Origin of the sequence: Huaxiibacter chinensis (assembly GCF_022171985.1) — a bacterium.
GTDB lineage: Bacteria > Pseudomonadota > Gammaproteobacteria > Enterobacterales > Enterobacteriaceae > Enterobacter > Enterobacter chinensis_A.
The window spans coordinates 945,031-965,647 of record NZ_JAJVHF010000001.1; the positions used below are offsets into that span (position 1 = coordinate 945,031).

20 protein-coding genes are annotated in these 20,617 nt (G+C 55.4%); 8 read left to right on the plus strand and 12 right to left on the minus strand.

Annotation, left to right across the window (positions count from 1 at the left end; translation table 11 throughout):
• Positions 1–5: 5 nt before the first annotated feature.
• Both LZP96_RS04565 and LZP96_RS04570 read right to left on the minus strand, forming a co-directional pair.
• Positions 6–1,070, minus strand: a complete 1,065-nt coding sequence (locus LZP96_RS04565) for an efflux RND transporter periplasmic adaptor subunit (protein WP_064325165.1) — start codon at positions 1,068–1,070, stop codon at positions 6–8.
• 97 nt (positions 1,071–1,167) lie between these two features.
• Positions 1,168–3,858 (minus strand): cation-transporting P-type ATPase, encoded by a 2,691-nt coding sequence (locus tag LZP96_RS04570; protein ID WP_064325164.1) that lies wholly within the window; start codon positions 3,856–3,858, stop codon positions 1,168–1,170.
• 487 nt (positions 3,859–4,345) lie between these two features.
• Here LZP96_RS04570 and LZP96_RS04575 point away from each other — a divergent pair, with 487 nt between their 5' ends.
• The gene (locus LZP96_RS04575) at positions 4,346–4,594 is read left to right on the plus strand and encodes a DUF1158 domain-containing protein (RefSeq protein WP_064325163.1); all 249 of its coding nucleotides are present in this window, start codon (positions 4,346–4,348) and stop codon (positions 4,592–4,594) included.
• Here LZP96_RS04575 and LZP96_RS04580 read toward each other — a convergent pair.
• From LZP96_RS04580 to LZP96_RS04590, 3 genes are all read right to left on the minus strand, one after another.
• Positions 4,580–6,148 carry an alpha/beta hydrolase-fold protein gene (locus LZP96_RS04580; protein WP_064325162.1) on the minus strand — a complete coding sequence of 523 codons (1,569 nt, stop codon included), beginning with the start codon at positions 6,146–6,148 and terminating at the stop codon, positions 4,580–4,582. The two genes, LZP96_RS04575 and LZP96_RS04580, sit on opposite strands and share 15 nt — an antisense overlap.
• Positions 6,149–6,308: 160 nt before the next feature.
• The gene (locus LZP96_RS04585; RefSeq protein WP_064328078.1) at positions 6,309–6,650 is read right to left on the minus strand and encodes a RamA family antibiotic efflux transcriptional regulator; all 342 of its coding nucleotides are present in this window, start codon (positions 6,648–6,650) and stop codon (positions 6,309–6,311) included.
• A gap of 32 nt (positions 6,651–6,682) precedes the next feature.
• Positions 6,683–7,786 (minus strand): MBL fold metallo-hydrolase, encoded by a 1,104-nt coding sequence (locus LZP96_RS04590; RefSeq protein ID WP_064325161.1) that lies wholly within the window; start codon positions 7,784–7,786, stop codon positions 6,683–6,685.
• Positions 7,787–8,017: 231 nt separating this feature from the next.
• On the opposite strand from LZP96_RS04590, the gene LZP96_RS04595 reads away from it, so the two are divergent.
• The 3 genes from LZP96_RS04595 to nfsB all read left to right on the plus strand — a co-directional run bounded on the left by LZP96_RS04595 (position 8,018) and on the right by nfsB (position 9,734).
• On the plus strand, positions 8,018–8,608 hold the full coding sequence (locus LZP96_RS04595) for a TetR/AcrR family transcriptional regulator (protein WP_064325160.1): 591 nt from the start codon (positions 8,018–8,020) through the stop codon (positions 8,606–8,608).
• Positions 8,598–8,966 (plus strand): MmcQ/YjbR family DNA-binding protein, encoded by a 369-nt coding sequence (locus LZP96_RS04600; RefSeq protein ID WP_064325159.1) that lies wholly within the window; start codon positions 8,598–8,600, stop codon positions 8,964–8,966. Before LZP96_RS04595 ends, LZP96_RS04600 begins: the two co-directional genes overlap by 11 nt.
• A gap of 114 nt (positions 8,967–9,080) precedes the next feature.
• Positions 9,081–9,734 (plus strand): oxygen-insensitive NAD(P)H nitroreductase, encoded by a 654-nt coding sequence (nfsB, locus tag LZP96_RS04605; RefSeq protein WP_064325158.1) that lies wholly within the window; start codon positions 9,081–9,083, stop codon positions 9,732–9,734.
• A gap of 27 nt (positions 9,735–9,761) precedes the next feature.
• Here the strand turns inward: nfsB and LZP96_RS04610 are convergent, their stop codons facing one another.
• The 3 genes from LZP96_RS04610 to LZP96_RS04620 form a co-directional block, all read right to left on the minus strand.
• Entirely contained in the window at positions 9,762–10,364 is a 603-nt protein-coding gene (locus LZP96_RS04610; protein ID WP_064325157.1) for a hypothetical protein, read from the minus strand.
• 152 nt (positions 10,365–10,516) lie between these two features.
• The gene (locus LZP96_RS04615; RefSeq protein ID WP_064325156.1) at positions 10,517–11,551 is read right to left on the minus strand and encodes a hypothetical protein; all 1,035 of its coding nucleotides are present in this window, start codon (positions 11,549–11,551) and stop codon (positions 10,517–10,519) included.
• Entirely contained in the window at positions 11,548–12,417 is an 870-nt protein-coding gene (locus LZP96_RS04620; protein WP_064325155.1) for a helix-turn-helix transcriptional regulator, read from the minus strand. Before LZP96_RS04620 ends, LZP96_RS04615 begins: the two co-directional genes overlap by 4 nt.
• A gap of 107 nt (positions 12,418–12,524) precedes the next feature.
• Between LZP96_RS04620 and LZP96_RS04625 the strand changes: the two genes are divergently transcribed.
• The gene (locus tag LZP96_RS04625) at positions 12,525–13,961 is read left to right on the plus strand and encodes an MFS transporter (protein WP_064325154.1); all 1,437 of its coding nucleotides are present in this window, start codon (positions 12,525–12,527) and stop codon (positions 13,959–13,961) included.
• A gap of 65 nt (positions 13,962–14,026) precedes the next feature.
• Positions 14,027–15,271, plus strand: a complete 1,245-nt coding sequence (locus LZP96_RS04630) for a mechanosensitive ion channel family protein (protein ID WP_064325153.1) — start codon at positions 14,027–14,029, stop codon at positions 15,269–15,271.
• A 3-nt stretch (positions 15,272–15,274) separates the two neighbouring features.
• On the opposite strand, the gene LZP96_RS04635 is transcribed toward LZP96_RS04630, so the two are convergent.
• The 4 genes from LZP96_RS04635 to LZP96_RS04650 all read right to left on the minus strand — a co-directional run bounded on the left by LZP96_RS04635 (position 15,275) and on the right by LZP96_RS04650 (position 19,736).
• A complete protein-coding gene (locus LZP96_RS04635) occupies positions 15,275–16,246 on the minus strand; it encodes a LacI family DNA-binding transcriptional regulator (RefSeq protein WP_064325152.1) in 972 nt (323 codons plus the stop codon).
• Positions 16,247–16,321: 75 nt separating this feature from the next.
• On the minus strand, positions 16,322–17,464 hold the full coding sequence (locus LZP96_RS04640; RefSeq protein ID WP_258925705.1) for a Gfo/Idh/MocA family protein: 1,143 nt from the start codon (positions 17,462–17,464) through the stop codon (positions 16,322–16,324).
• A complete protein-coding gene (locus LZP96_RS04645; RefSeq protein ID WP_258925706.1) occupies positions 17,457–18,482 on the minus strand; it encodes a sugar phosphate isomerase/epimerase family protein in 1,026 nt (341 codons plus the stop codon). Before LZP96_RS04645 ends, LZP96_RS04640 begins: the two co-directional genes overlap by 8 nt.
• Positions 18,483–18,497: 15 nt before the next feature.
• The gene (locus LZP96_RS04650; protein ID WP_064328077.1) at positions 18,498–19,736 is read right to left on the minus strand and encodes an MFS transporter; all 1,239 of its coding nucleotides are present in this window, start codon (positions 19,734–19,736) and stop codon (positions 18,498–18,500) included.
• A 205-nt stretch (positions 19,737–19,941) separates the two neighbouring features.
• Between LZP96_RS04650 and LZP96_RS04655 the strand changes: the two genes are divergently transcribed.
• Both LZP96_RS04655 and LZP96_RS04660 read left to right on the plus strand, forming a co-directional pair.
• Positions 19,942–20,283: a type II toxin-antitoxin system RelE/ParE family toxin gene (locus LZP96_RS04655; RefSeq protein ID WP_064325149.1), complete on the plus strand. Its 342-nt coding sequence runs from the start codon at positions 19,942–19,944 to the stop codon at positions 20,281–20,283.
• A 9-nt stretch (positions 20,284–20,292) separates the two neighbouring features.
• Positions 20,293–20,592 (plus strand): helix-turn-helix domain-containing protein, encoded by a 300-nt coding sequence (locus LZP96_RS04660; protein ID WP_258925707.1) that lies wholly within the window; start codon positions 20,293–20,295, stop codon positions 20,590–20,592.
• The last annotated feature ends 25 nt before the right edge of the window (positions 20,593–20,617 follow it).

Here is a 20,617-nt window from a genome sequence, read left to right on the forward strand (position 1 = left end):
GCTCCTTAATTCAGTATCTGGACGTCAGCACCCGGCTGAATGCGCTGTGCGCCGTCAGTGATCGCTCGCTCACCGGATGTCACACCGGCGGCAATCTGGAACTGCTGCCCCATCTGCCCGGCAATCGTTAGCGGACGTTTTTCCGCTTTGCCTTCGGCGTTAATGACCCAGGCAAAGAAGCCGTCGCTATTTTGCTGGACCGCCGCTGCAGGGAGCGTCAGCATCGGCTGGGCGCTTGCCGGACGCAGATAGACATTCACGTTCCCGCCGGGCAGCAACTGATGCCCTGGATTCGCAAATTCTGCACGCAGCATGACGCTGGCGGTGCGCGGATCAATACGATTATCCACCGACGTCAGTTCACCGCTGATACGCTGGCCGTTGTTGTCGATCAGCGCCTGCCAGGCCTGCTTCATGGCGTGGATATCCGCATGTTGTCCGGCTTTCGCGGCAAACGCGCTCTCTTCCAGCGCAAAAGCGATGCGGACAGGATCAAGCTGTACCACCTCCACCAGCACGCCGCTTGAGGGGTTAACCAGACTGCCAGCGTGGTACTGACTGTGCCCCACGCGCCCGTCAATCGGCGACGTGATTCGGGTGTAGGCCAGCGTCACGTTACGCGTTTCGAGGCGGGCTTTTGCCTGCTCCAGCGCGGCGCTGGCGACATCCCGCTGCATGCGTGCGTTATCCACATCGTGGCGGCTGATGGCGTTGCTGCTGCCCAGGCTTTCGAACCGCGAAAGCTGCTGCTGCGCCTGACGCAAGGTGGCCTGAGCGCTCTTGACCTCGGCCTGCGCCAGCCTTAAGGCCGCGCGCGGTTCGGCATCGTCCAGTTCAAACAGTACGTCACCTTTTTTTACGTATTGACCGTCGCGAAAATGAACACGGGTAATCACGCCTTCGGTACGGGCCCGCAGTGCAACGATATGGATAGCTTCGATGCGCCCCGGAATCTGGCGTTCAGCGGCGTGAGCGGTTTGCTCGACGGTCGCCACACGGACAGGGATGGCTGCGGCGAAGACAGGTTGCAACGTAGAAGCCAGGAGCAGGAACAGAAGTGGGAATTTCATGGGGAGTCCCTCTGAGTTTGCCGCTCACCCTGGCCCTCTCCCAAAGAGAGAGGGCGGAGAGTTATCCCTGTAAAGGGGTTAGGGTGAGGGCAAAAAGTTATGCAGCGTGACGGAACCTGCGGGTCAGGCGCTTCTCGATTTCGACGATGAAGAACATCACACCCGCAACGGCCAGCGTAACGAACCAGTAGCGCAGCGGCAGGGCTTCGGTGCCAAACAGCATCTGCATAAATGGCAGGTAGATAATGGCGGCCTGGAGCAGGAACAGCACGCCCGTGACCAGCCAGATACCTTTGTTCGCCAGCAGTCCGCGGTTCAGTGAGAACCCGTTGCTGTTGCGGCAGTTAATCATGTAGACCCACTGTGCACAGACCAGCATCTGCAGAAGCACGGTGCGAATAAATTCGGCACTGTGGCCGCGCGGTGCGAGCCAGGCTTCCAGCGCGAAAGCGGCAATCGCAATCATGGTGCCGACGAACGCGACGCGCCACACGGCGTAGGCGTCCATCACGTGCTGCCCGGTCTGACGTGGCGGACGCTTCATGATGTTGCGCTCGGCCGCTTCAAAGGCCAGGCCGAAGGAGAGCGTGGCGGACGTCGCCATGTTCATCCACAAAATCAGCACCGGCGTCAGCGGAATAATGTTCCCCGCCAACAGCGCGATAACAATCAACAGCCCCTGTGCCAGGTTGGTTGGCATGATAAACAGGATGGTCTTCTTGAGGTTATCGTAAACGCGACGCCCCTCTTTCACTGCACCGGCGATGGTGGCAAAGTTGTCGTCCGTCAGGACCATATCCGCCGCCTCTTTGGTCACCTCGGTACCTTTAATACCCATTGCGATGCCGACGTCAGCCTGACGCAGCGCGGGCGCGTCGTTCACGCCATCGCCGGTCATCCCGACAATCTCACCTTTGTTCTGCAGGGCTTTGACCAGGCGCAGCTTATGCTCCGGGCTGGTGCGGGCAAAAATGTCATATTTCACCGCGGCTTCTGCAAGCTGTGCGTCATCCATCTTTTCCAGATCGTAGCCGGTGACCGCCTGCTCGCTGTTGGTAATGCCCAGCATCTGGCCGATGCTCATGGCGGTTTGCGGGTGGTCACCGGTGATCATCTTCACGCGGATCCCCGCCTGCTGACAGGCATGGATGGCGTCGATGGCTTCCGGACGCGGCGGATCCATCATCCCGGCAATACCGAGGAAGATCAGCCCCTGGCTCAGGTCATCGTGGGTAAGGGTCTTCTCGCCATTCGCCGGTTTGAACGCCGCAGCGACCATGCGCAAGCCCTGACGCGCATAGCGCTCCATTTCCGTTTCCCACAAGGTGCGGTCGAAGGGTTGCGTACCATTGCGGGTCTGCTGCTGCTCGCAGAGGGCGAAAAGAACGTCCGGCGCGCCGGTAATCAGAATCTGCTCCTCGCCACCAATGCGGTAGTGCGTACTCATGTATTTGTACTGCGAGTCAAACGGGATCTTATTTAAAAGCGTGGTGTCGACCGGTGCCAGATGCGCTTTCGCCGCCAGCACCTTCAGCGCGCCTTCGGTTGGCCCACCGGTGATCCCCCACAGGCCGCGCTCATCCTGGACCATCTGGCTGTCATTACACAGGTCGATGGTGCGCAGATACTGCTCAAGCACGGTGCCTGGCTGAATTTGCACCGGCTCGTTACTGCCTTCCAGATAGATATCGCCCACCGGCTCGTAGCTATTCCCTTCTACGCGGTAGCAGCAATCGGCGGTAATGATCGCTTTTGCGGTCATCTCATTCATGGTCAGGGTGCCGGTTTTGTCCGAGCAGACCACGGTCATGGCGCCCAGGGTTTCGACCGTCGGCAGCTTGCGGATAATGGCTTTTTTCTGCGCCATCGCCTGAACGCCCAGCGACAGGATGATAGAGATAATGGCTGGCAGACCTTCCGGTACCGAGGCAACGGCCAGGCTAATCAGAGAGAGCAGTAGCTCGCCCATGGGGATTTCACGGAAGACCAGGCTGAAGACAAACAGCGCCGCCATCATCGCCAGAATAATGGCGAAGATCGCTTTACCCAGCTTGTCCATCTGCACCAGCAACGGCGTACGATGCTTTTCGATCCCTGCCATCATCTGATTAATGTGGCCCAGTTCGGTTTTCTCGCCGGTCGCGATGACGACCCCGATACCGCCGCCCGCACTTACCGTGGTGCCGGAAAATACCATATTTGTCCGATCGCCCAGCGATAATTCCCCCGTTAAGGGAAGAATATGTTTATCCACCACCGTCGATTCGCCGGTCAGAATGGCTTCTTCCACGCGTAAATTATGCGCTTCAATGAGTCGCATATCGGCAGGAATACGATCGCCCGCACGCAGAATAATAATATCGCCCGGTACGATTTCCGTAGTAGGCAACGTTTCATGCGTGCCATTTCGAATGACAACGGCATCGCTGGAAAGCATATTACGGATGCTTTTCAGTGATTTTTCGGCATTGCTTTCCTGAATATGGCCGATTAATGCATTGATAACCGCCACGCCGAGAATGACCAGCGTGTCGACCCAATGTCCCATTACTGCTGTTAATACAGCAGCAGCAAGAAGAACATAAATCAATACATCATTAAAATGGGCAAGAAAACGCAGCCAGGCCGGTTTCCCTTTTTTTTCTGGCAACGCATTCGGACCATGCTCTTGCAACCGAGCCTGCGCTTCGGTGCGGTCCAGGCCCTGCGACTGGCTTTGCATTGCCGCCAGCACCTGCTCGGGTGTCTGCTGCCAGAACGTATTCTGCGACGTTATTTTTTTAGTCATTTATTTATTTCCTTCAATATCCGGTGGACGGCAGCCTGAATTCCTTTCTGGCTCTAATATTTTCATTTTTGGGCTTGCGGGAAGAAATAATCTGCCGCACTATATTTACCAGGTTATTTTCATAATTTGCCACAACCTGCTTGATACGTTGATTCTTACAAAATGTTTCTAAACGAAAACTAAACGAGGGAATAGCATGTTTGGTATTTATCGCGCGCCACGCCTGGTTTTATACATAGTTGTTGCCATTGTTATTGCAACGTTAATTGGATTGAGCACCTACACGTTTGTAAAATTATTTGCCGGATAATGACAATAATTGACACAACGAAAGACTCATTTAATTATGCGGGGATTTTTGAGTTTATTTAGCCAGAAATAATGTTTTTTGTGCAGGGTGGAGGGAAATGAGGGTTTATTTTCCGGATATTGCTTTACGTTTCGATATGCCGGACAATAACTTTTTTAACTGACGATTAACATTAATATGAAACACCCGTTAGAGTCGCTGTTAACGGCGGGCGGTATCCTGCTGATGGCCCTGATCTCCTGTCTGTTGCTCCCGGCGCCTTCCCTTGGCCTGGTGGTGGCACAAAAGCTGGTGACGACCTTTCACCTGATGGACCTTAACCAGCTTTATACCATCCTGTTCTGTTTGTGGTTTGTTATGCTCGGCGCCATTGAATTCTTTGTTTTGCGTTTCATCTGGCGCCGTTGGTTCTCACTGGCCTCTTAGCCCGGCGAAGTCGCGCATGCCATGGATCAGCGCTTCGCACCAGGCTGCATAGTCATGCCCGCTGGAAGAGGAGTGGAAGCTGACGCGATAGCCTTTCTCCCGCAAGACCTGCTCGAACGCCTTTGTGGTGGGATAGTTCCCGCCACCCGGACCGGACGTTTCAAAGGTTCCGGCCTGCAGCCAGAAACGCACCGGATAAAGCGGGGATTGCTGATACTGACGCGTTAACCAGCCAGACGGCTCGCCTTTGGGCGCCCACCAGTAAGATCCTGAAAGACTGAGCACGTTTCCAAACAGACGCGGGTAGCGTAGCGCCACCCATGACGAGGCGATTCCACCGTAGCTGGACCCCGCCAGCACCGTCTTTTGCCGCTGCAGGGCAACCCCCTGCCCGCGCAGCCACGGCACCAGTTCGTGCGCCATAAAGTCGGCAAAGTGTGGATTCGGCGGCAGCTCTTTAGCGCGACGAGGATGATCGAGGCTGTCGATAAACACCAGGTTGACCGGCGGAAGATGATGCCGTGAAACCAGCCCATCCAGCACGTTGGCAAAATGGTACTGGTCCTGATAAACCTGCCCGTCAAAGAGCAGTAACGTCCAGCGCGCTGGCTGTACACCGCGCGGTTTATAGATCAGGACGTCACGGGTGTTGCCAAGGATTTTACTGGTCAGCCTCTGCCGGGATAACGTGCCGTGTGCCAGCGGCTGCGCGGTGGCCTGCACGGAGCAATAGCGTGCCGGGCTAAGATCGAGCAGCGAAAAACGGCTCCAGCGATCGGCTTTTCGATCGCCAAACGTATGGGGATTGAGCGGATCGGCCTGCGCGCTCACCAGAATGGCGCGACGCTGATCGAGCGGGCTGCCTTCTACACGCGGCACGTCCGGGGCAAGTTTGTACTGCATCAGCGTATCGGCAGGGACAACGTAGCTGCGAAACCAGACATCGCTCTTGCCCAGGCGAAACAACGGCTGGTGATCGCCATTGGGTGAACCAAACAGATAGACGTTGTCACGCGCCCCGCGCCATAAAAAGGTGACGCGCTTATGGTCGGCATCGACAGGCTCCACCATCGGCGTTCCCTGTTGAATCTGCATCTGCCAGAACGCCTCAGTCCCTTCGCCGGCGGCGACCTTTTTAGCCAGCGCCTGCAGCGTGGGGCTTTCAGGCGCCAGCGTCTGCGTGCGGGGTAAAGGTGAGGTTTCTTTCATGCGCCACTGAAATTGCCACGGTGTACCCGCTTCACCGTGCAGTACCAGCGAGGAGTGTTGCTTCACCGGCAGGGCAAACAACAGCGAGTGTTCGCCGTCCGCAGGGCCGTTCTCAATCAGGGTGCGTATGCGACGATTTTGCACATCCAGCAGGCGGGCATCCTTTACGCCCTTCAAGGTGGCAGAAACATAATTTTGCCCCATCGCAGGGAGCACGAAACAGACCTCCCCGCTGGCATCGAATTTGCCCTGCTGTTCCCCCTGAAAGGAGGGCTGCTCGCAGGTTGCTGCCAGCGCCGGAAGCGCGCTTATCCCTAACAGCAAACCACTCCATGCTTTTTTCATTACCGCATATTCCCCGACGAAATTTGCGACCAACGCTAATGCAAATGGTAATGATTTGCAATACACATAAAGTTCGGTATACCGACCCTGAAGGCGTCCATAAAAAAAGTCGGGGAGCGATGACGCCCTTCCCGACCTTAAGATACTGCTTTGCGTGCCATTAATGTGTCTGGCTGTGGTTCTCTTTACGATAGGCGCCGGGCGGCTGATGGAAGGTCCGTGTGAAGATACGCGTAAAGGTCTGCTGGGAATCAAAGCCATAGCGCAGGCAAATGTCGTATACGCGCGCGTCCGATTCACGCAGATCGCGCGCCGCCAGCAGAAGCTTGCGTTCACGTATATAACGCCCCAGACTTTCGCCTTTGTACTGCATAAAGAGCCGTTGCAGATGCCACTTTGAGTAACCGGCGTGCCGGGCAATCTCATCAATGCGTAATGGCTGATGCAGGTTGTCATCGATCCACTCGACAATGGTGTCGATGACCTGAGCGGAAATGGTCATGGTGCTCTCCCCCTCTGATTCTCGATTCATCATTATTTCCACCAATCACGAAACTGTTGTGATACGTCGTTAACGTGCACCGGTTCGCCCAGTTCAGGCGTCAACAGGCGATAATTTTGCGCTTTGCTGGCTTTTGCCAGCTGAATAAGCGGGTCGTTCCAGGTGTGTTTTGCCAGCACGAAGCGACCGTTATGACCGGGCACGACGGCTCTGGCATTCAGATCCGCCGACGCCTGCGCTGTCTCTTCTGGCAACATGTGAATGTACTTCCAGTCCTGGTCATACTGGCCGTTTTCCATGATGGCGAGGTCCACATCGCCAAACTGCTCTCCAATTGCCTTAAAATGTGGGCCGTACCCGGAGTCGCCGCTGTAGTAAATTTTTTGATCCGCCGTCACGAACATAAAGCTGGCCCACAGAGTCTGGTCACGCTTAATCCCGCGCCCCGAGAAGTGACGAGCCGGGAGCACGTGTACCGTCAGGCCATCGCTGATACGCACCGACTGATTCCAGTCGCGCTCGTCAATAATGGCAGCATCCATTCCCCAGTAACGCAGATGCGAACCGACACCCAGCGGCGTCACCACGCGCTTAACCTTAGGCAGTAAGGCCTTGATGGTGGCGTAATCCAGATGATCGTAATGATCGTGGGAGATAATCAGCAGGTCGATATCCGGCATGCTTTCTGCACTCCACGGGTAGTCCCCGTCGAAGGCTTTATTGAGGAACGAGAACGGCGCGGCGTAGTTGCCCAGCACCGGGTCGATCAAAATGCGTTTCCCCGCCAGCTGAAGATACCAGGAGGAGTGCCCCAGCCAGACTAAGGTATCCTCATCCAGCGGCAGACGGGCCAGATCGGTCGGGATCAATGGCAGAGGCTGTGCCGGGCGGGCGTTCTCGGTTTTTTTGGTCAAGAAATCCCACATCGCCACCAGCATATTCTTATCGCCGTTATAGCCTGGCGTAGGAAGCGTGTTATGAAACTTCCCGTCGCGATAATGGGGAGAGGCTTCCACTTCCGTAAGCTGCGCGCCTTGCGGCGGCTGACCAAATCCGGCATTCAGTACAAAAGGTAAACTCGCCGCTGAAGCAATAATCATGACAAACACCACGCAGATGAATTGAGGCTTTTTCATTTCCTGACCCGCCAACGCGCCCCATCCAGTGATTTGCGCGGGTGACACTTGAATATGAGTGAGTAAGCACTCATTATAGATACGATGAATATATCGTCAAGATGTTTTCGATCTTTGACATTCCGCGTTGCAGCGGTATGACACGCATGATTCAATATGTTTTTTTCGTCAAGATGCATCAACTTCTTCAGCCTTCACCGGCTATAGAAGGACGTACAAGGGGGATTTTGAGTGGCTCGTCCAAAAAGTGAAGATAAAAAACTGGCGTTACTGGAGGCAGCAACCGCTGCATTTGCGCAATCAGGTATTGCTGCCTCCACGGCGTTGATTGCCCGTAATGCGGGCGTCGCCGAAGGAACGCTGTTTCGCTACTTTGCGACCAAAGACGATCTGCTTAATGCCCTCTATTTGCACCTGAAACAGGATCTTTGCCAGAACATGCGGGCAAACCTCGATCGCTCTATTACGCTGCCTAAAGAACATACCCGCAATATCTGGAACAGCTATGTTGACTGGGGCATTCTTAACCCTGTTGCCCATGGCGCGATCCGCCAGCTCGGCGTGAGCGAGAAAATTTCCAAAGAGACCGAACAGGCCGTCCACAATATGTTCCCGGAGCTGAACGAACTGTGCCGTCGTGCAGTGCGCCCGATCTTTATGTCCGACGAGTTTAAGACCTTTGGCGATGCGATGTTCTTATCGCTGGCTGAAACAACCATGGAATTTGCCACGCGCGACCCGGCCCGCGCCGTCGATTTTAAAGCGCTGGGATTTGAAGCCATGTGGCGTGCCCTCGCCATCGAGGATATCAATGGACAGTAAATCACTACAGGAACACGCAAAACGCGTGGCGCTTGCGTTGCCGTTTACCGAACACTGCTGGCCGTTTGGGCCAGAGTTTGATGTCTTTAAAGTCGGCGGAAAGATTTTCATGTTAGCCGCCGTCGCGCACGGGCGATTGCACGTCAGCCTGAAATCCGATCCTGAAAAATCTTTATTAAATCAACAAATCTATCGCGGGATCGAACCGGGCTACCATCTGAATAAAAAACACTGGATCTCCCTCTATGGCACCGATGACATGACACCGGAACTGGTCGCCGATCTGATTAACGACTCGTGGAACCTGGTTGTGGATAAGCTGCCGAAAAAAGATCAGAAGCGCATCCGTCCAGCCTGATTGTTCGGCTAAGACGAACAGTTTAAGCGCTCGAATTGCACTTATCTTTTCCCGTTGACCCTTGTAATCTGCTTTTCTTTCGCGCCCCCACGGGCGTATTTCCCAGGAGTTGTTATGGATATTATTTCTGTCGCGCAGAAACGCCACTCTGCGAAGGCGTTCGACACCAGCAAAAAACTGACCGCTGAAGAAGCGCAAAACATCAAAACCCTGCTGCAATTCAGCCCGTCCAGCACTAACTCGCAACCCTGGCACTTTATCGTCGCCAGCACTGAGGAAGGCAAAGCACGCGTCGCAAAATCCGCCGCGGGCACCTTTGTATTCAACGAACGTAAGATGCTGGACGCCTCGCACGTAGTGGTCTTCTGTGCCAAAACGGCCATGGATGACGCCTGGCTTGAGCGCGTGGTGGATCAGGAAGACGCCGACGGTCGCTTCAACACCCCAGAAGCAAAAGCGGCGAATCATAAAGGTCGCTGCTATTTCGCCGATATGCACCGCGTGGATCTGAAAGATGACGATCAGTGGATGGCAAAACAGGTTTACCTGAATGTGGGTAATTTCCTGCTGGGCGTGGCCGCGATGGGTCTGGATGCCGTGCCGATTGAAGGCTTCGATGCCGCTATTCTCGATGAAGAGTTTGGTCTGAAAGAGAAAGGCTTCACCAGCCTGGTCGTGGTCCCGGTTGGGCATCACAGCGTGGAAGATTTCAACGCCACGCTGCCAAAATCTCGCCTGCCGCTGAGCACCATTGTCACCGAGTGCTAAGCTAAACGGGCCGCGCAGTTCGGCCCGTCAACTTTTGCTGATAACCAGCCTGCGATGCGGATGGATATCGCGATCGTGTCCCCATGCAAAGGCTATCCATCGCTCTTCCAGCTCAGCATAAGAGCTGACGGGCGTAAGTTCCCATGCTTCTTCGACCGTCCCGTCTGCCACGCTAATCTGATAGTTCATGGAAAATGCCCAGTCGATCATTCTTAGCCAAAAACGCTGTCCATCTCCGGTCTGCTCACTGTCAGACACAACGATGTCATATTTACTGAGTAACCACTGGAAAAAGCACTGAGGAAACCCATGAATGACACGCTGATGCAGCATACGTGGCGTACGCCAGACCATCACCTGCGTCGCCGCACTGCGCGGAAAAGTAATCTCTCTATGAAATTCGAGCTTTACAGCATACGCCGTGTAGGGCTGACCATCATCCGTGGTGACGATGCGATATTCGTCGTTAAAACGTGATTTCAGAAGGCGGTATCCCACTGGCAGGACAAAACCCGGTAAGGTGAACTCTTCCGTACCACGCGCCAAAAACGCAGCAGTATGCTCAACGTTTCGGGAAATAAGCCCTAATTTCTGGCTAAAATCAGCGGAATCGATCATCAGTGGGGCCATCAGTGGTTACTCATCGCGCAAGTATAGTCCAGTTTAGTTCCCATCTAAATGGCAGAGATTCAGTGGGTTGTTTTCATTCCGGACATACCTTACACCTTATATTCAGCCTGGACCGATCCCGCTGTTTATCCCTGAAAGCCCCTCGCAAAAATCTACCTGTCCGCCCTGCCGGCATGCCAGATCCGCTCCGCATACCGCCCAATCACCGCCAGCGACGCCGCCAGAATCAGGAAGAACACCACCTTGTTCATGGCGTCCCAGAAGTATTCGAAGTAGCGGGTATAGAGGTTAATGGCCAGGAACGTCAGACCAAATCCACGCAGCATGCCATCGTCGGTTTTCAGACTGATGTAAATACAGAGCACCGCCGCCACCGCAAACAGCAGCGCCCACGGCAGGAGCGAGGCCTGAGTGACGCTGTACCAGTTATCGATATCATAATTACCCACTATCGACATGATCCACAGGGCGATAAAGAGATACGTCAGCCCCATCGCTTTACTGATGGTATAGAGATGCCTTGCCAGCAACAGACTGCGCAGTCCCCAGCACAGGGCCAGCAGCGCGCCGCCGAAAAAGAGAAAGCGCACCGGATAGTTCATCCCCAGCCAGTAGGCACCCCAGCCGGATACATAGCCGGTCTCGGCGCCAAACCAGTTGCCAAGCGAGAGCAAGAAGAACAACCACACCAGCCCGGAGCGGCCAAAGTACCCCACCAGCCCGTAAATCGCACAGCCCGCCAGAAACAGCGGCGCAATATGACCACTGCCGTTATCCAGCCGTTCACCCAGCTGCCACAGTGCGATTGCGGTAAACAAGACCCCAAGGAAAAGAATCGCTTCGGTACTATAGTGCCACTGTCTCTCCCGCCGCTGGCGGCTGAATCCCCACAGGTAAAACAGCACGGCGAGCAGCGCGGGCAGCCCGATGCGGGCAAGGGAGGAAAACGCGAAGAATTCGATAATGCGCGCCATCAGTTCGCTGTCCGAGAACAGGCTGCCGATGGCGATGATGACGCAGGCAATCGCCGTCCAGAAGGCGTAGCGGCTCAGCCGCTGCCAGTCCATGGTCACGCGGTGAAGCGTACCCGCCAGCCGCTGATGCTCGTCAGCGGTTAAGGTGCCTTCCTGTTGCCACTCGTTGAGCGCGCGGCGTAAAAGCCGCTCCTCTTTGCCGGTCACCTTCATCTTGCCTGCTCCGTCAGCCATTCCATTGCTCTCTCCCCGGCGTCATCCACTGGCAGGTACACCAGCAGCCGGGAACCGTTTCGTGGAGCAGAGTACCAGTACATCTGCTGCAGGGTAAATTCCCCCAGCTCAGGATGGGTAAACAGCTTGAGCTGGTTTTCCACACCGCGCACATCGTTGCGCTGGTGCCACAGGGTTTTAAACTCATCGGACACAGCAAAAAAGCGGGCCAGTTTGGCTTCCCACAGCGGGTCGCCCCGATGCTCAGCCATCGCCGCCCTGAAATAGGAGACAAAAACGGGCAGCACATCGTCTCGTCGGCCAAGGCGGGCGCGCCATGCCGGGTGGGTGAGGAACAGATAAATACAGTTGCGGTCTTCCGGGGGGATCGCATTGAAATCGACGCCCATCAGATGACCAAAGCTGTCGTTCCACGCCACGATGTCAAAATTGGGTTTCTGAATGCTGGCCGGTTTCGGCATCAGCGTATCAAGCAGGCGGCGCGTGCCTTCGCTGATGCCTTCACAGCAGGTGGCCTGCGGCGCTTCACCCGGCGGTAGCCCGGCCAGCACAAAAAGATGGCGCGCTTCGGTCGGGGTACACTGCAGCGCTTTTGCCACGGCGGCCATCACCGCGCTGGACGGGTTGACGTCCCTGCCCTGCTCAAGCCAGGTGTACCAGGTGACTCCAACGTCTGCCAGCAGGGCGACCTCTTCACGGCGCAGCCCGGGCGTGCGACGTCGACCGCTGCGCGGCAGGCCGAGCCGCTGGGGATCGAGGCTTTCGCGTCGGGCGCGTAAGAACGCACCAAGTTGTTTTCGGGTGTCATCCTTGAGCGAGACGACGGGTTCCGACATGAGCGCCATAATTCCCCCTGCATGGTAGTGCCAGTACCAGTATAAGCAAGAACTGGTACCCGTTTATCAGATGGTTGATGCTACGACCATCTGCTGAATGACGCAATGGAGTAACCATGAATACGTCAGTTGTTTCACCGGGCCGCGCAGGCCTGATATTGCTCTTAACCGGCCAGATGCTGCCGCTGATTGATACCTCAATCACCAACGTGGCGCTGGACTCCATCACCCACTCTTTACAGGCCACCGCCACCGAACTGGAGCTGATTGTCGCGCTCTACGGCGTGGCTTTTGCCGTCTGCCTGGCGCTCGGCAGCAAGCTTGGCGATAACCTGGGTCGGCGTCGCTTATTTATGACCGGCGTGGCGATTTTTGGTCTTGCCTCGCTGCTGTGCGGGTTGGCAGGAAGCGTTGAACAGCTGCTGGCCGCGCGCATTGTTCAGGGCGCAGGCGCGGCGCTGATCATGCCGCAAATCCTGGCCACACTGCATGTCACCCTCAAAGGGACAGCCCATGCAAAAGCCATTAGCCTGTTCGGCGGCATCGGCGGCATCGCGTTTATCGTCGGTCAGATGGGCGGCGGCTGGCTGGTCTCGGCGGATATTGCCGGGCTGGGCTGGCGTAACGCCTTCTTTATCAATGTGCCGATCTGCCTCGTCGTGCTGGCGCTGAGTCAACGCTATGTGCCGGAAACCCGCCGGGATACGCCGTCCCGCATCGACTGGCAGGGCACCGCGCTGCTGGCAGTTATCCTCTGCTGCCTGCTCTTCCCGATGGCGCTTGGCCCGCAGTGGCACTGGTCATGGCCGCTGAAAGTCGCGCTGTTCGCCATTATTCCTCTGGGCTATTTGATGGTGCTGAATGCACGTAAAAAAGAGCGCGAGGATGCGCATCCACTGATCCCGCCCCGTCTGCTGCAGCTGCGCAGTATTCGTTTTGGCGTGTTGATTGCGCTCCTCTTTTTCAGCGTCTGGTCCGGGTTTATGTTCTGCATGGCGCTCACCATGCAGACGGGTCTGGGGATGGCGCCGTGGCAGTCTGGCAACAGTTTTATCGCGCTCGGGGTGACCTATTTTATCTCCGCGTGGTTTGCCCCTCGCCTGATTGCCCGTTACAGCACCAGCACAATCCTGCTAACCGGTCTGGCCATTCAAATTATCGGCCTGCTGGCGCTCATCGCCACCTTCCGGGTCTGGGGCATGAGCAACACCGCGCTGACGCTGGCGCCCGCAACAGGGCTGGTCGGCTATGGACAGGCGCTGATTGTGAACAGCTTTTATCGCATCGGGATGCGCGATATTCAGCCTGATGATGCAGGCGCGGCCAGCGCCATTTTAAGCACCCTTCAGCAAGCGGCGCTGGGGCTGGGCCCGGCTATCTTCGGGGCGATTTTGCTGCACGCCCTGCAAACCCATCACGGAGAGTATACCCGGGCGATCACCCTCTTTCTCGGTGTCGAAACCGCCATGATGATCGTGCTGGCGCTGGCCACGGTACGGATGCGCCATCGTCTGTGCTTGCCGGTCGTGAAAAGCTGTCAGCTGGCGAAGTAAAGCGTCGAATTTGCATAATAGATCCGCAGCCGTCATCATGAGGCTGCATCAATACAGGAGACGTTATGCAGGAATTAATTGCTCAGGTTGAAGAGTTAGGGATTGAAATTAATCACACCACCTCGTTAGTGATTATCTTTGGTATTATTTTTCTGACTGCCCTTGTCGTACATTTTATTTTGCACAAAGTCGTGTTGCGGATCTTTGAAAAGCGTGCACGTGCCAGCAGTCATTTATGGCTGCAAATCATCACTGAAAATAAATTATTTCACCGTCTGGCCTTTACCCTCCAGGGGATTATCGTCAACGTTCAGGCGGCATTATGGCTTCAGAAGGGCAGCGAAGCGGCGGAGTTACTGACCACCTGCGCAAAACTGTGGGTCATGGTTTACGCCCTGCTCTCCTTTTTCTCGTTACTGGATGTGATATTCAATCTGACGCAGAAAATGGCTACCGCCTCTCAGCTTCCGCTCAAGGGAATATTTCAGGGCATTAAGCTGGTGAGCGCTATCCTGGTCGGGATTTTGATTATCTCCCTGTTGATTGGGCAGTCTCCGGCGATTTTGATTAGCGGTCTGGGCGCCATGGCAGCGGTGTTAATGCTGGTGTTCAAAGACCCGATACTCGGTTTAGTGGCCGGTATTCAGCTTTCCGCCAACGATATGCTCAAGCTGGGCGACTGGCTGGAGATGCCGAAATACGGCGCCAACGGCACGGTAACGGATATCGGGCTGACCACCGTCAAGGTGCGCAACTTTGACAATACCATCACCACGATCCCCACGTGGGCGCTGGTATCCGATGCGTTTATCAACTGGAGCGGCATGTCCACTTCCGGCGGGCGTCGTATAAAGCGCAGCCTGAATATAGATACCACCAGCATTCATTTTCTGAACGAGCAGGAACAGCAGCATCTGATTCAGGCAAAGCTGCTAAAACCCTATATGTCTGCACGCCATGACGAAATTACGCTGTGGAATCAGGAAAATGGTGAAGGCGAGTCGGTGCTGAACAGGCGTAAGATGACCAATATTGGCACCTTCCGCGCGTATCTGAACGAATATCTGCGCAATCACCCACGCATCCGTAAAGATATGACGCTGATGGTGCGTCAGTTAGCGCCAGAGGCTCACGGATTACCGATCGAAATTTACGCGTTTACCAATACGGTGGTCTGGGCGGAATATGAGGCGATTCAGGCCGATATCTTCGATCATATTTTCGCGGTGGTGGATGAATTTGGTCTGCGCATTCATCAGTCTCCGACCGGAAACGATATCCGCTCGCTGTCGGACGCCTTCGCAAAATAAACGTCAGGTGCTGGCGCGGGAAACATAGCGCCAGTCCATCATCACTCTTTCCGTTGGCGCATCGGGGTTATCGATTTTATTCAGCAGTAAATCGACCGCCTTGCGCCCAATTTCCCGCGACGGCTGCTGGATGGTGGTCAGGGCGATCATCTCTGACAACTCTGTTCCATCAAAACCCACCACGGCAATATCCTGCGGAACCCTGAGCCCGGCCTGTTCAATAGCGCGCATCGCGCCTGCCGCCAGCGTATCCGAAACCGCGAAGACCGCATCAGGTGGGTCCTCTGCCAGTAATTTCTGCATGGCTTTCATCCCGGCGCTGGAGCTGAGTTCGCTGGCATACTCCACCCTTTGATAGTCCAGCTCCCGCAGATGCAGCACGCTTTTGTAGCCACGTTCGCGAAGTCGTGCATATTTGTAGCTCAGGTCATGGTTAATTAATGCAATACGTCGATGCCCGCCGTCGGCAAGCTGGCTCACCACATGCTGCGAAGCGTCGACGTCATTAATCCCCACGCAGGACACCGTTCCGGCATCGGCGTATTCAGCACACTGCACCCAGGGGGCGGCGCCAATCAGGGCGGAAAGTTCAGGAAGCTTTGAGAAGGCGTCCATGGTGATAATGCCATCAACAATTTTACCCGACAGCAGACTCAGGCCCGAACGGGAGCGTTCTATATCCGAGCCGGAGTTGCACAGCAGGATGCGGTAACCGTTCTTTTCGGCCTCTTCTTCTATGCCTTTCACCACTTCCGCGCAGAACGGGTTCGCGATATTGGACACCATCACCAGCACCATATAGCTGCGGGCGGTCCGTAGCTGGCGAGCCAGCAGGTTGGGCTGATAGTTGCTCTCTTTGATGGCCTGCAGGACGCGCTCGCGGTTTTTGGCTTTCACGGAATCGCTGTTATTCAGCACGCGGGAAACCGTTGCCACGGACACCCCGGCAAGCCTGGCGATTTTCTGAATTGACATAGCGACGACACATCCTGCGGTTAGCGTTTTATGCAGGCTACCATAAATTTGTTGCCCGGCGAACCGGGCAATGGTTTAAGACGCGACCGGCACCCAGCGCTGTTGCTGATGGCTTTTCACAATAGCATCAATGATATGCATGACGTTTGCACCGTCATGGAAGGTAGCAAACAGAGGCCGCGCGGGCATTTCACCGGCCTCAACGGCACGGTAAAATTGCGCCATCATGTTTTTAAACGCATCCGGCCAGCCCTCAATATGACCGCCAGGAAAATGGGCACTGTCGGCCACATCCTTGTTCATCAAACCGGGGTCGTCCGTCAGGCACTGGTTTGGCTGTGCGCGATGTCCTGTCCATAGCTGCTGGGGCACCTCCTGATCCCAGGCAACCGACTGCTCGCTGCCGTTAATCTCAAACGTCAGACGGTTTTTGCGCCCGGCGCTCACCTGCGAGACGTTAAAACTGCCTTTGCTGCCGTCATCAAAGCGGATCAACACGGAGCCGAAATCTTCGGTGGTGACCGGTTTGTCTTCGTATTGTGCATGTTCACCCTGTGAAAAGGTCTGATTGCCCGCCATGTTGGCCTTGCGCGTTGGCCAGACGATGGCGAGATCGGCCATGACTTCGGTGATCCGCCGCCCGGTGACAAATTGCACCGTGTCGCACCAGTGGGAGCCAATATCCGCCACCGCACGCGACGCGCCGCCCAGCGCGGCATCCACCCGCCAGTTGTAGTCGGTTTCCAGTAACATCCAGTCCTGAAGATAGCTGCCGTGGGCGGCGAAGAGTCGTCCGAGGCTGCCCTGACGCACCATGCTTGCCGCCTGGCGCACCATCGCAAACTGGCGATAGACAAAGCTGACGCCATGGATCACCCCCGCCTGCTCAGCCAGTGCCACCAGCTCGCGGGCCTCTTCCGGGGTCATACACAGCGGCTTTTCGGAGAAAACATGCTTACCCGCCCGCAAAATTTGCCGGTTAATCCCGGCGTGCATATGGTTTGGCGTGCAGTTGTGTACCACGTGCAAATCGGGGTGTTCGAGCAGCGCCTCTACGCTGTCGTAGGCGTGCGGCACATTCAGCTGGCGCGCCTTTTCCTGGGCTTGTGAAAGCGAGCTATCACACAGCGCGACCACCTGAACAGATCCCAGACGGCGCAGCGCCTCAATATGCGCCGGGCCGATAAATCCGCTGCCGATAATGCCAACGTTAATCATGACGCCCTCCTGCCGCAAAATCATCAAACGCCTGCCCGGAAACCGGAATAATATGGCGGCGAATAAACTCGCTGCCCTCACGGGCGCCGGTATCGCCATCCTTAAGACAGCACTCCCACTCCAGCACCGCCCAGCCGTCGTAGTCGTACTGAGTCAGCTTGCTAAAGATACCGTTGAAATCGATCTGCCCGTCCCCCAGAGAACGAAAACGCCCGGCTCGGTTGATCCAGGGCTGGTAGCCCCCATACACGCCGCTGCGCCCGTTAGCTCTGAACTCCGCATCTTTGACGTGAAACGCCTTGATACGTGAATGATAGATATCAATAAACGACAGATAATCCATGTGTTGCAGCAGCATATGGCTGGGATCGTAGAGAATATTGCAGCGCGGGTGGTTGTCGACAAGCGCCAGAAAACGCTCAAACGTTACACCATCGTGTAAATCTTCGCCGGGATGCAGTTCAAAACAGAGATTCACCCCCTGCTCATCGAAAACATCCAGTATCGGACGCCAGCGGCGAGCCAGCGCCTGAAAGGCCTCGTAAAAACGTTGTGCATTGTGCGGTGGCCACGGATAGAAAAAGGGCCACGCCAGCGAGCCGGAGAAGGTGGCGTGTGCCGTTAACCCTAATCGGGCCGATGCGACCGCCGCCTGTTTGACCTTTTCGGTTGCCCACGCCTGACGCGCCGCATCATCCCCGCGGACCTCAGCCGGAGCAAAGTGGCTAAACGCCTCGCGATAGGCGTCGTTTACCGCCACCAGTTGCCCTTCAAGATGGGTCGACAGTTCGCTGATAACCAGCCCGTGCCCGGCCAGTATGCCGGCGATTTCATCGCAATAGGTCTGGCTGTCGGCGGCCTTAGCCACATCAAAAATGTGCGGATGGTTGCACGGCATCTGCACCGCTTTGTATCCTTTATCCGCCGCCCATCCAGCCAGTCCGTCTAAGGTATTAAACGGCGGCTGCCCGCCGATAAATTGCGAGAGAAAAATACCCGGTCCTTTTATTGTCCTCATACCACCTCCTGAAAATTACGCCTTGTCATCGTCGTATTTGAACGTGAGCAGGAAAATCAGTGCAATTACCGCGGCAGCCACCGCCGGGATCCACCAGAATGTCACCCACGCCTGCGGTACGGTCTGCCCCGCCACCAGGCGGTTATAGAGCGCACCAGAAATCTGCGAGCCAAGCAGCATGCCAATACCATAGGTGAACATGACGATCATGCTCTGCGCCTGACCTTTGACCTTCTCCCCCGCCACGCGATCGGTATAGATAAAGCCGACCACGAAGAAGAAGTCATAGCACACGCCGTGCAGCAGAATGCCGAGATAGAGCAGGATACGACCTTCCTCGCTCACGCCCAGGGCAAACATTGCATAGCGCACAAACCAGGCCAGCATACCGATCAGCAGCATGTACTTAACGCCCAGACGGCGGAACAGCAGCGGGATGACCAGCATAAAGACGATTTCGGACATTTGCCCGAATGACATGGCGGTACTGACATCCGCAATACCGGCATCCGCCAGATACGAGGCGGTGTAAGCGTAATAGGTGCCAAGCGGTACGGAGATCAGCATCGCGCAGACGGAAAAGACGAAGAAATGGCGCGTTTTCAGCAGCGCAAAGGCATCGGCACAGAACAGATCGCGAACCTGAACCGGAAGCCCTTTCGCCGGAGCAGGCGTATGGGGCAACGTCAGGCTATAAATCGCCAGCAGCACGGAGCTGACCGCGGCCACCTGGAAAATGGTCACGCTGGAAGCCACACCGGTCACACCGATAAAGATCCCCGCCACAATCCAGCCGATGGTGCCAAACACCCGGACAACCGGGAAGGTTTTATCGACGTTCGCCAGGCTATGAAAGGCAATATTGTTGGTCAATGCCAGCGTGGGCATATAGCAGAGCGTGTAGCCAAACAGCAGGCCTATCAGCAGCGCGCCGTTTTCCGCGACCAGCGCGCCTGGCACGAACCAGAGGATCGCCGCCCCGGCCAGATGCATCACTGCCATCACCTTCTGTGAGGCAAAAAACCTGTCCACCAGCATACCAAGCACAAACGGCGAGAGAATTGAGGCGATAGGCCCGGCGGAAAATGCATCACCGATCAGCAACGACATGTTGTGCTGGGTCATCACCAGGCCAAGCGTTACCGACCAGCTACCCCAGATAAAAAACTGCAGAAACATCATCAGCGACAGACGCGGAACCAGCATCCGGTGATGTACTGTCGCCTTTCCACTACTTTCAGTTGTTGACACCATGATGAGCCTCACCCAGAAAAAGTAATCGATTACAAAACGGTTCACATAAAAAGTAATCGATTACAAAATAAAGATCCTGCGGATCGCAACAGATTTGGGAAGGAGGTCACGATAAATATTTTTTGAGAACCTGAGGCGAAGAACAATATTGATTTATAGCCAATAAGCTATAAAATTATTTAAGCGAGGAAGCACAGGAGAAACAATGTGGAATGTTGAAACTACTGAGAGATTTGAAGAATGGCTCTTTCGCCAGTCACTTTCGTTAAAGGAGGATATGTTGGCTGCATTGCATATCCTTGCAGAATTCGGCCCGCAGCTCGGGCGCCCGTATGTGGATACCGTTAAATCTTCTGTGTATCCCAACATGAAAGAGCTCCGCATCCAGCATGCTGGCGATCCGATTCGGGCATTCTTCGCTTTCGATCCCTGTCGCAAAGCCATAGTGCTCTGCGCTGGTGATAAAACTGGATGCGTTGAAAAACAATTCTACAAAGAAATGATTAGGTTGGCTGACGCCGAATTCAGTAAACACCTGGCGAAGTAAGGAGATCCTATGGCAACGTTAAAAGAACTCATGGCACAACAAAGCGTGGAAAGTCAGGCGCGCATTGAAGCTAAGATTGCAGAAATGCGCCGTATAGTTGCACTTCACCAACTGCGTGAGGAACTCAATGTTTCGCAGACGGAGCTCGCCACGGCAATGGGCGTAAAGCAGCCTACGCTGGCTAAAATCGAACAACCGGGTAATGACCCACGCTTGTCCACGCTAAAACGCTATGTCGCAGCGCTCGGTGGAGAGTTGAGTCTTGATGTCACATTGCCTAATGGGAAACGGATTGCGTTTCAAATTTGAGAGGTTGTTAGCCCGGCAACGGCTG